This window comes from Streptomyces sp. NPDC059668, assembly GCF_042734135.1.
Classification (GTDB): Bacteria; Actinomycetota; Actinomycetes; order Streptomycetales; family Streptomycetaceae; genus Streptomyces.
In genome coordinates this window covers 518,247-527,601 of the sequence record NZ_JBHWEL010000001.1, presented here as the reverse complement: position 1 = coordinate 527,601, position 9,355 = coordinate 518,247, and the positions used below count along the sequence as shown (strand labels likewise).

Genomic DNA, 9,355 nt, shown 5'->3' with positions numbered 1-9,355 from the left:
GGTGGGGCGGCTAAAACCTAAGAACCCGTCGGGGATTCGGGTCTGGTCGTCGTCGATGTGGCTGCCGCCGACGACCAGACCGCCTTCGCCTTCCAGACGGCTCTGGCCGCGATGTGGGCGGCAACCTCGGTGGATCACACGACCCGGGATCCCGGGCAGCCCGGTGTGCGGCTGCGCTGCTACCTCGACATGCGCCAGCACCTCAGTCCCTGACTGGCCTCGCCCGCCGCCAGGCCAGGATCATCCCGGCCCTGCGGCCGAGACGCCCTCTGACGGACCACAGCTCCAGATCGGCCCGCGACCCCCGGCTGGCAGCTGGGCCTGATGAGCACTTCCCGATACGTGCCGGAAATCTCAACAAAAAACGATAAAATCTCGCCGCAACTCGCAACCTTTCAAGAGGGATTCCTTGTTCGCACGCCTTGCCGCCTCGGCCGTCGCGGTCGCTGTCGCCGGCCTCGTCCTCAGCACGCCGGCCGCCTCCGCAGCGACCGCACTGCCGGCCACCAGCACCGCACACCACTGCGTCCACCACACCACCGGACTGTGCGGCTGGACCCACCACCAAAGGCCCAAGAACAAGACCGAGACAGCGAAGTGCAAGGACGCTTCCTTGTCCTACTCGCGGCATTCCCAGGGCACCTGTTCTCACCACCACGGCGTCAGGTACTGGTTCAAGTAGGCCCAGCGCTGCGAACAGGCCGTGTGCTCCAGGTCTGGAGCGCGCGGCCTGTTCGCGTCCACTGATCAGCCGGCCGGTGGCGGGCACCGTTCTGTTGATGGAGCCCGCACTGATCGCGGAAGCCGCCGCAAGCACCGTGGGCGGGGGTGGCATCCCGTGCGCTGAGATCGGCTGTATCGCTCGTGGGCGATGGGGGCGCATCCTTGCAGCGGGGCGGGTAGGCGGTGCTGGCGGGCGTGCGATGTGGTGGTGTGACTTACCGCCCGAGAGAGTGACCCACTGACCGTGCGCCTGGTCGGCGACGGCGCCGGCCGCTACGAAACTGGCCGGTCTCACATCAGGCAGTGCAGGCAGGGGTGTGCTCGCACGTTCGGGCGGCCATTCACCCAACCACGCCGAGGAAATCCCTGACCGGGCTGCCGACTGTCGGCTGGCACTGCCGTCGGAATACCGAAGGCGTCGTTCGGGATCTGTCTTCGCAGGTCAGGGTGACCGGCAAAGCAATTCAGCAGGGACAGGCAGTCCGCCGGATGCGGCTCGCATCTTTCAGCTGTTCACGGTGAGGGGGCAGGTGAGTATCACGCACTGCGAACATCCGGATTCACTCGTGCGTACTATCTCTAGACTGCTGCACACCGCAGTAGTTGTGCCCTGCGGGTGATTCAGTCATCTCAGATGGGATACCTACCTATCGGTTTGCGAACACGGCACCCTCCTCGATCGCTGTGCCCGCAGACTGTCAGAAAGGCTCGTGCAATGTCTGAAGTCAAGGACCGCACCACGGAACTGACATCGCAGTACGCCGCCCAGGTGACCGGCGACCTCGAGCGCAACACCAAGGAGCAGGACCGCATCGGCGGGGAGATCCAGGCCCTGCAGGAGCAGTTGGCTGCACTGCAGCATGACCACACTGTGCTGGTGAACCTGCAGCAAGCACTGGGCGGTGCGAGCCCAGCTGCCGAGGCGGCCACCGCAACCGTGTCTTCCGTACCCCACCAGGGCGTTGCCTCATCCAAGCCGGGCAAGCCGAAGAAGACGCCTGCCACGAACGCGAAGACCACGGCATCCAAGAAGACCGCACCGAAGCAGACAGCACCGAAGCAGTCCGCCGCCAAGGTCTCGTCCCCGAAGGCGCCCAAGCCGGCCGCCGAGCCGACCCTCGTCGAGGTGATCCGCGGCTACCTGAAGCAGCAGAGCGAACCACATTCCGCCGCCGAGATCTCCGACGCTCTCACCCAGGCCCACCCCGACCGCACGGTGAAGACCACGGTCGTGCGCACCACCCTCGAAGGACTGGTCGCCAAGAACCACGCCCACCGCAACAAGCAGGGCACGTCCGTCTTCTACACCGCCCCGGCCACCCAGGAACCCGCAGCCGGCTGAGCGTCCGTGGGACCTCCGGTCGTGCTGCCCCGGGCCGAGCCTCGGTGCAGCACCGGCCGAAGTACCGGCGGGCAGAGGAACCCAACCTGGGTAGGGCGGGTTCGGCTGCAATCGCAGACCGGTTCCCCGACTGCGATACGCAGCAGTCCGGTGCTCTTGGAGCCGGCCTGCCGCGCCCTTCGCCACCCTGCAGCCGTGTGGGACAGCGGCAGGCTCAGCGCGCACACCGGGTACGTACTTCCAGGTGGATGATGTGGGCGTCGGGGCGGATGCGTCCGGTTTCCACGCGTTTTTGGTGGACGCCTGCGATGGCGTCGCCTGCCGCGGCGTCGACGCGGCGGGCGAAGTCGGCTGCGTGGCCACTGACCTCAGCCGTCCACGGCGGCCACCTTCTGACCGTGGCGCTCACCTGCAGCTTCTCGTCCATTTGTGGTGGGGTGACACGTTCGTTGGCTAGCGGTAGTCGTCCGGGTACGACTGCATCCAAGTGTTGATCTTGTCGCGGGTCGTGACCAGCAGGCTCTGGTGCTTGTGGAGGTTGTCAAACGTGAAGTCGCCGTCCAGCGCGGTCTGCATCTGCCCGATCCAGGCGAGCGGCTGCCTGAAGTGTGCTGTGCCCTTCGGGCTGGCTTTCATGGAGTTGCCGAGGTCGTCGAGGTTGGTCAGGAGGCGGTTGAGGAAGTACTGGCAGTTTCCGGGGGTCCCACAGCTGTCGTTGTACGTTGCTTGCAGTACTGAGAAGGCGTCTCGTACCTGCGGCACGGCCGCGCCCGGAGCGGCCGGGGTGGTCGGGTAGCCATTCGATGTGGCGGTGCTCGGCGTCGACGAACTCCCGATCATTTTTGCCGCAGTGCTCCCGGGCGTCGGCGTCGCCGTGACGGAGGAATCCGCGGGCCCGGGCCCGGCCTCAGCGCTGTGTCCACCAGAGCAGCCGGTCGCGAGAGCGGCTGCGAGTAGCACGACGGCCACTGCGGGTATGAGCTGGGTTTGACGCACGGCTTGTCCTCGAGTTCCGGGATGATGAACAGGGCGATACGCGTGCCTACCGTGTGCCGGTGTCCGCTGTCCATCTGGCGCAGGTGGAGGGGATCCGCGAGGGTGCGGACCCTTCCCTCCTGCTCGACCGTCGTGTTCCGGGTTCTACGACGGCATGGTCCAGGTGCTGTGCGAGGCGAAACAGAGCGGGCTCGCGTTGAGTTGGCGGCAGACGGCCCTCGACCAGGCCGACCACAGGCCGTCGGCCTCGGCCCTCTGCTCTCAGCGCCAGGTCAGGACGAGAGTAGGTGCGGCGCGTACTCGCGGACCGCATCCAGCAGTTGTCGCTTCGACGGGTTGACCATGGCGTGCCCGGCGACGGTGACGGTGGGCACCGTCTCGTTTCCGTCCGCGACGGAGCGGACGAACGCCGCTGCGTCCTTGTCCCGCCAGATGTTCCGTTTGGTGTAATGCAGGCGCGTGAAGAGCAGGCTCAGCCGCAGGTTCATGCAGAACACGCAGCCGGGCCGCCAGTACATCACGACGCCGTCGCTTTCCTCGGTCATGCACTTCCCCCGTACGGTGTTGCTGTCCCTGGCGGCCGGAACTTCCAGCCTACGGGACACCGGGGCCCGTACCTCGGGGCGTGGCCAGGATCTCGCGGCCACGGTCCGGGGTGATCAGCTGGGCCAGGACCGGGTCGGAGAACAGGGATATCGGGGCAATATGGTCCACGCACACCGGGTGCCACAGGCGTAGCGCTGCACGGAGTTCGGGCCAGGCTTCGTCACACAGGCCCGCGCGGGCCGTGCGGACCTTGGCCGGGTCGGACATTGGGTCGGGTTCGGGCCGCGGGCCGCCGCCCGCGTACAGGGTGACGACGATCGGTCCCGTACGGATCCGCGGCTCGTCGGGAGCCTGAAAGGCCGGCTGCCCGGCGAGGCGGTCGACGACGGCGTGCACGGCCGCGTCGAACTCGCGTCCGCCGAAGGTGAGCCGGAAGCCCGGCTCGGCCGCCCGGGCCTCGTAGTCGGTGACGAGCGCCCGCACAGGTGCGGGCGGCGACACCCTGTTCCCCCGCAGGGGGCGCGGGGGGGGGGGGTGCGCGCGCGGGTGCTCCCCGCCCACTCGCGCGCGCGCGCCCGCCTCTACCCGCCGCCCCCCGAGGGCCCCCCGCCCGCGCGCCCCGCCCCCCCGGCTCTGGTCGGGGGTCCCCCCCCCCCCAACGGCGGGGGCCGCGTACTCCTTGAGCCGCGGCAGGGGCCGCAGGTCGTGGGGGTGCGCGAGCTGGTCCTGCCGGACCAGGAGCGGCAGGAGTTCCGCGGCGAAGAGCGGGCTGAGCAGGAGGTCGTCGTTCCCCGGGCGGTACCACATCAGGCTCGCGATCTGGCCGCGCCAGTCGCCGAGCATCGCCTTCATCTGCATGCTCAGCACGTCTGCTCGCTCCCGCCCGTACTCGTGCGCCTGGGCGAACACCGACAGCGGTCCGTCGACCGCCCCGGCCAGCGCCTCGCATCGGGCCCGCTCGACCTCCGCGTCCCAGTGGTCCCGGGTGGCTCCCGGCGGCTTGCGCAGGGCGTGGAAGGACACCCACTGTTGGCGCATGAGGCCGCGGAAGGAGCCGTACCGCTCCGGTCCCTCGCCGGACCAGGAGGCGAGCCAGTACGCCGCCCACTCGCCGTCCACGTCCACGTCGTCGGGGTCGAGCAGCATGACCGCCGCGTCACCCTCAAGGGACAGGCGCAGGCAGCGCGCCAGGACCTTCGCCTCCTGAACGCCGAACGTCTCCTCACCGTCCTCGTCCTCTTCGGCATCGTCCTCCGCGAGGTCTTCCCAGACCTCGATCCAGGTGCGGTCGTCGGTGTCCCGCAGCCATTCCAGCTCCGCGGCGCCCGCCAGCCGGTAGATGAAGTTGCCCGCGTCCCGCCACCCGTTGGTGACCAGCAGGAACTCCCGAAGCGAAGGCGTGCAGCCGGCGCCCCAGCCGGGCCTCGGCCGCAGCGACCTCGGCCTCACTGGCCGCCGCGAACCCGAGCCAGGCGTCCCGCACGACCTCCTGCGCGAGCGGTGCGTCCTTGTCCGGGTCGTGCCCCGCGATCCACTCCGCGCTCCACTGCTCCAGAAACGGCCGCCACGTCTTACGCTCGCCCATCGTCGCCTCCGCCTCGCGCTCTCCGTCGTCCGGCTTCACCTCACCACAGGGGTACGACAACGGGTTGCGGCCCGACTCGGCTACGCCCGCTTTCCGCGGGAAGAGATCAAGACCCGTGACCGCGCCCCGGCCCCGGGCTTCGAGAGAGCCAGAGGTCCCGGTTGCCCGCGAGCGGCTGCGCCCGTCCCGGAGGACAAGGCAAGACTCGCATCACCGACACCCTCGGGGCCGGGTGGCTCGGTGCCTCCCGGCCCCGGCATACGCCTGTTCTGACTCGTGCACTCGATTCGCAGGAGCTCTGCATCGAGGTTGGCCGCCCAGGATGATGAACGGCGGGAACCCACACGAGAGCGACTCCGGCCCATACCCCCACAATGTCGCGAACCGTTCAGAGGGGGGCAAGGCCGTGTCGTCAGAGGATGCCGGCCCGAACCCGTACGCCGATTCACTGGTGTTCGGCCAGCGTCTGCAAGTCCTGCGCACCCGTAGGGGCATGACCCGTGAGCAACTCGGTGCTCCGGACGGGGTCCCACGGCACCGGGTGCGCTCTCGGCCGCTGATCGCGCGCTGTCCGCTCCCGAGGCGATGCCGGCCCTCGGTTCCGCTCCCCCGGGCCCTTCCGGGCCCGGCGCCGAAGCAAGCGCTCGGTCAGTCGGGTCCGTGCCATGCCCTGAAATCGGAGGAGGGCCGGACGTGATCGCGCCTCGGCGGGTGCGAGCCGCACGTCGGCGCACGAGCCGGCCCCTGGCCCAACGGCCCGGACACCCCGCCCCCGGAACCGGCCGCGGTCGCGCGCATCGAGCAGCGCGCCGCGGCGGGCTCAACCTGCCGCGGCCGACCGTCCGTTGTCACCGGGCCTGGCCTGCCGGTCGTACGCCGTGCGCGCCGCTTCCAGCAGCCGCCGCCAGGAGGTCACGGTCGGCCGGCGCCGCAGCAACGCGCGGCGCTCCCTCTCCGTCATGCCGCCCCACACTCCGTGTTCGATCCTGCGGTCGAGGGCGTGGGCGAGGCACTCGGTCCGCACCGGGCAACCGGTACAGACGGCCTTCGCGCCGTTCTGCGTGGCCCCTTCGACGAACAGCTCCTCCGGATCCGTAGTTCGGCATGCCGCACGCGCGCCCCACTTGTCGTCCGTGTCCACCCCGTCGCCGCCCTCTCCCCTGTCCGGCCCGCCGTACACCACCCTATGCGTGTGGCAGTTCGGAGAACGTACGGCAATTGCACCAGGCACGGAACGGCGTTGCCCGGCAGCAATCCCTTCGAGTGAACAGCTCTTGCCAACAGCGCCCGGAGGGACTCTGACGGAGCCTCAACTTCGCCCCTCGCAGGTGATGGAGAAACATCGAGGCATCGCCTTTCACGGCCTCCGCCCGAGCGGGACCCGTGGACCCCGTCCCGTCCCCGGCATTTCTCGATGTTCGGCCGCACACCGGACGGCCGTGGAGACCAGTGGGTGAACCGGTCAGGAGTGGCGCCGCCCGGCGTGCCGAGGGATTCTGTGAGGAAGTGCGCGCGTTCGGATCACGGGCCGGGGCGGCCGGCGGACCTGACGTTGGCGCTACCCAGCAGCGTGTGTGACACAGGCCGTTTTCCCAAGCGCCGGCCGAGAGTTCGGTTACGAGGTCACCGATGACAACGGATCACGAGGTACGGGTACGCAGGGCGTACGAGGCGCCCGAGCGGACGGACGGCGCACGAGTCCTGGTGGACCGCCTCTGGCCGCGTGGGCTGGCCAAGACGAAGGCGCACCTGGACGAGTGGTGCAAACAGGTCGCGCCCTCCACGGAGCTCCGGCAGTGGTACCACCACGAGCCGGCCCGGTTCGAGGAGTTCGGGCGCCGCTACCGCGAGGAGTTGCAGGATCCGGAGCGTGCGCGGGCGTTGGCGCATCTGCGCGACCTCGCCCAGGAGCGGACCCTGACGCTCGTCACCGCGACGAGGCAACCGGACATCAGCGAGGCCGAAGTCCTCGCCGAGCTGCTCCGGAGCTGACCGCGGCCGTTCGTGAACCCGTCGACGCCGGAGCCGGTGCCGGAGCCCGTGCCGATGTCGGTACCCGGCACGGGACGGGGTCGGATCTGGGCCGCCGACCGGGCCCAGGAGCGAACGTGCGTGCTCCGGGCACGGTGGGACCGCAGCCGTCCCCGCCCGCGCGGGACCGCCGGTGTCAGCTGCTGCGGCGCCTCGGGAGGACCTGGATCGTGTCGCCGACGGCGCGTTCGCCCGTCGCGTCAGAGGTGACGTTCACCAGCGTGCCGTTGACCGCCATCGCCGAGGAGCCGCCGCCGTCGAGGTTCAGCGCCTGCACGGCGCCGAGCGACCGCATGAACCGGGCGGCTTCGGCCAGGGTGAAGCCCTCGCTCACCCCGGGCTGCCGCCCGTCCACGGTCACCAGGAGCAGCCGGCCCCGCCGGTCGACACCGGCCAGCGTCCGGGGCTGGCGCACGTTGGACCAGGCGAAACCGAACGAGAGGTCGCGCGGGTCGAGTGTCCCCTCGGCCGTGGCGTCGATGTGAACGCGGCCGCCCTCGACCAGGGTGGGAGCCGCGCTGACGATGCTGTCGTCCGGCCCGAGCCTGACCTCGTGGTGCGAGGAGTCCCGGATCACCTCGCGCAGCGACAGGCGCTTGCCGACCCGCGCGTGGCCGGTGAGCCATCCCGCCGCCCCGCCGATGCCCTGGAGGACCGAACCGTGACCGGGCACCGCACCGCCTCGGTCGCCCACGGAGACGACAGTGCCGCGCTCGTCGAGGACCACCTGGACGCCCGGCCCGGCCGGGAGCGACGCGCGGAACTCGGGGGTGAACTCGACGAGGTCGTCCGCGAGGGTGCAGGTGGTGTCGTGGCGGGGCTCGACGGTGGGGACGGCCCCGGGCCGACCGCAGTTGCGCACCTTGCCCGGCACGCGGTTGATGCCCTGTACCCCGTACACGGCGGACCCGTCGCGCACCGTGACGGTCGTGGAGAGGTCGGCGATACGCGGCCGCCGGCCGCCGTCGCCCAGGATCAGCGCGGCGCGGGAGCCGACGGCCATCGACTCGAGTCTGCCGTGCTGCGCGGACAGGCCGGCGGGCGTGCCCTGCACACCGTCCGCGTCGGAGGTGATGAAGAACCCTCCGTTGACCCCGACCAGCGAACCCAGGCGCGTGGCCACCGTGGAGGTGTTCTCCCGGTCGGCGACGTTGCCGCCGTCGCTCGCCCCGACCGTCCCGGCGAAGCGCGCGGAGTCCACCACGGCGACGTGGATGCTCTCGGCGTCGGGGCGCTGCCGGCCGTCGTATCCGGACCAGTCGACCGCGGTACGGAAACCCGCGGCCACGACCGCCGAGTTGGCGGTTCCCGCCTCGGCCTGGGTGGCGTACCGCCCGACCCTGACCTGCCAGCCCATCGTGCCGTGGGGGGTGTCGGAGTAGTCGTCCCAGGTCACCTCTTCCAGCCGCGATTCGAACCCGGCGCTCCGCAGCCGCGCGGCGTTCGCGTCCGCCCACGCGCGGTCTCCGAGCGGGGCCCAAGTGGCCGCGCCGGTGAGGCGGTTGACGGCCGGTGCCTGCACGGTGACCGACCACGCCGGGGCGGCGGAGGAGTCCCGCAGCACTCCGGTCCTGACCTCGACACCGGGGGCCACGCTCCGCGTCGACCAGGAGATCCCGTGGAGGGCGGAGGCGGCGGACGCGGCGGACGCGGCGGAATCCGTGGCGGGCGTGCCCGCGACCGCCGGCGGGGCGAGGGTGACGAGTGTGAGGGCGGCGGCACAGGCCACGCCACCCCAGACGGGCTGCCTCATCCGGCCGAATCCGCGGCGTGCTTGGTCGACTGCGTGGGACATACGTCTCCTGACGTTCGGACGGGCCTGCGGCCGGAGGTCCTCCGGACACCGCGTTCCACATCCCAGTCCCGTGGTGGTACGGGCAGGTCACCGGCCAAGGACGGCTGGGAAAAGCCTCGGTGACAACGACTCACCGGAGAGGAGCACCATCCCTCGCGTCCGCGGCCTCGCCGACGGCTTCGGAGCCCCGCGGAAGTCTTCGCGCCACGGGCGGCCACGCTGTGGGGCTCCATGAAGCCCGGCGGCGACCCGTCGGACCCGAAGTCGCATAGAGGGAGTTTCCGTCCCGAACAGGTAAGAATGCCTACCAGATCCAGTGCGGCACGCCTGCGCGCCG

Annotated in this window: 10 protein-coding genes; 4 read left to right on the top strand and 6 right to left on the bottom strand. The window is 70.5% G+C overall.

What is annotated here, in order from left to right; genetic code table 11:
- The first annotated feature begins 42 nt into the window (after positions 1-42).
- The 3 genes from ACFV2J_RS02330 to ACFV2J_RS02320 all read left to right on the top strand — a co-directional run bounded on the left by ACFV2J_RS02330 (position 43) and on the right by ACFV2J_RS02320 (position 2,065).
- Entirely contained in the window at positions 43-213 is a 171-nt protein-coding gene (locus ACFV2J_RS02330) for a DUF6207 family protein (RefSeq protein ID WP_385437035.1), read from the top strand.
- A 196-nt stretch (positions 214-409) separates the two neighbouring features.
- Positions 410-682, top strand: coding sequence for a DUF3761 domain-containing protein (locus ACFV2J_RS02325; RefSeq protein ID WP_385095398.1), 273 nt, complete (start codon positions 410-412; stop codon positions 680-682).
- Positions 683-1,438: 756 nt separating this feature from the next.
- Positions 1,439-2,065 carry a hypothetical protein gene (locus ACFV2J_RS02320; RefSeq protein WP_385095396.1) on the top strand — a complete coding sequence of 209 codons (627 nt, stop codon included), beginning with the start codon at positions 1,439-1,441 and terminating at the stop codon, positions 2,063-2,065.
- Between the two features lie 214 nt (positions 2,066-2,279).
- On the opposite strand, the gene ACFV2J_RS02315 is transcribed toward ACFV2J_RS02320, so the two are convergent.
- The 5 genes from ACFV2J_RS02315 to ACFV2J_RS02295 all read right to left on the bottom strand — a co-directional run bounded on the left by ACFV2J_RS02315 (position 2,280) and on the right by ACFV2J_RS02295 (position 6,333).
- Entirely contained in the window at positions 2,280-2,492 is a 213-nt protein-coding gene (locus tag ACFV2J_RS02315; protein WP_385095394.1) for a hypothetical protein, read from the bottom strand.
- 26 nt (positions 2,493-2,518) lie between these two features.
- The gene (locus ACFV2J_RS02310) at positions 2,519-2,905 is read right to left on the bottom strand and encodes a hypothetical protein (RefSeq protein ID WP_385095391.1); all 387 of its coding nucleotides are present in this window, start codon (positions 2,903-2,905) and stop codon (positions 2,519-2,521) included.
- Positions 2,906-3,333: 428 nt separating this feature from the next.
- A complete protein-coding gene (locus tag ACFV2J_RS02305; RefSeq protein ID WP_385095388.1) occupies positions 3,334-3,606 on the bottom strand; it encodes a glutaredoxin domain-containing protein in 273 nt (90 codons plus the stop codon).
- 49 nt (positions 3,607-3,655) lie between these two features.
- Complete coding sequence (locus tag ACFV2J_RS02300; RefSeq protein WP_385436996.1) at positions 3,656-5,056, bottom strand: hypothetical protein; 1,401 nt, start codon at positions 5,054-5,056, stop codon at positions 3,656-3,658.
- Between the two features lie 956 nt (positions 5,057-6,012).
- Entirely contained in the window at positions 6,013-6,333 is a 321-nt protein-coding gene (locus ACFV2J_RS02295) for a WhiB family transcriptional regulator (protein WP_385436994.1), read from the bottom strand.
- 488 nt (positions 6,334-6,821) lie between these two features.
- Here ACFV2J_RS02295 and ACFV2J_RS02290 point away from each other — a divergent pair, with 488 nt between their 5' ends.
- Complete coding sequence (locus tag ACFV2J_RS02290) at positions 6,822-7,184, top strand: DUF488 domain-containing protein (protein ID WP_385096311.1); 363 nt, start codon at positions 6,822-6,824, stop codon at positions 7,182-7,184.
- Positions 7,185-7,359: 175 nt separating this feature from the next.
- Here ACFV2J_RS02290 and ACFV2J_RS02285 read toward each other — a convergent pair whose 3' ends face one another.
- Positions 7,360-9,018 carry a phosphodiester glycosidase family protein gene (locus ACFV2J_RS02285; protein ID WP_385096308.1) on the bottom strand — a complete coding sequence of 553 codons (1,659 nt, stop codon included), beginning with the start codon at positions 9,016-9,018 and terminating at the stop codon, positions 7,360-7,362.
- Positions 9,019-9,355: the final 337 nt, after the last annotated feature.

What these genes read in the sequence shown, in the direction of transcription:
- ACFV2J_RS02305 (WP_385095388.1), bottom strand. Translation starts at nt 3,606, where the DNA reads ATGACCGAGGAAAGCGACGGCGTCGTGATGTACTGGCGGCCCGGCTGC.
- ACFV2J_RS02290 (WP_385096311.1), top strand. Translation starts at nt 6,822, where the DNA reads ATGACAACGGATCACGAGGTACGGGTACGCAGGGCGTACGAGGCGCCC.
- ACFV2J_RS02310 (WP_385095391.1), bottom strand. Translation starts at nt 2,905, where the DNA reads ATGATCGGGAGTTCGTCGACGCCGAGCACCGCCACATCGAATGGCTAC.
- ACFV2J_RS02315 (WP_385095394.1), bottom strand. Translation starts at nt 2,492, where the DNA reads ATGGACGAGAAGCTGCAGGTGAGCGCCACGGTCAGAAGGTGGCCGCCG.
- ACFV2J_RS02320 (WP_385095396.1), top strand. Translation starts at nt 1,439, where the DNA reads ATGTCTGAAGTCAAGGACCGCACCACGGAACTGACATCGCAGTACGCC.
- ACFV2J_RS02285 (WP_385096308.1), bottom strand. Translation starts at nt 9,018, where the DNA reads ATGTCCCACGCAGTCGACCAAGCACGCCGCGGATTCGGCCGGATGAGG.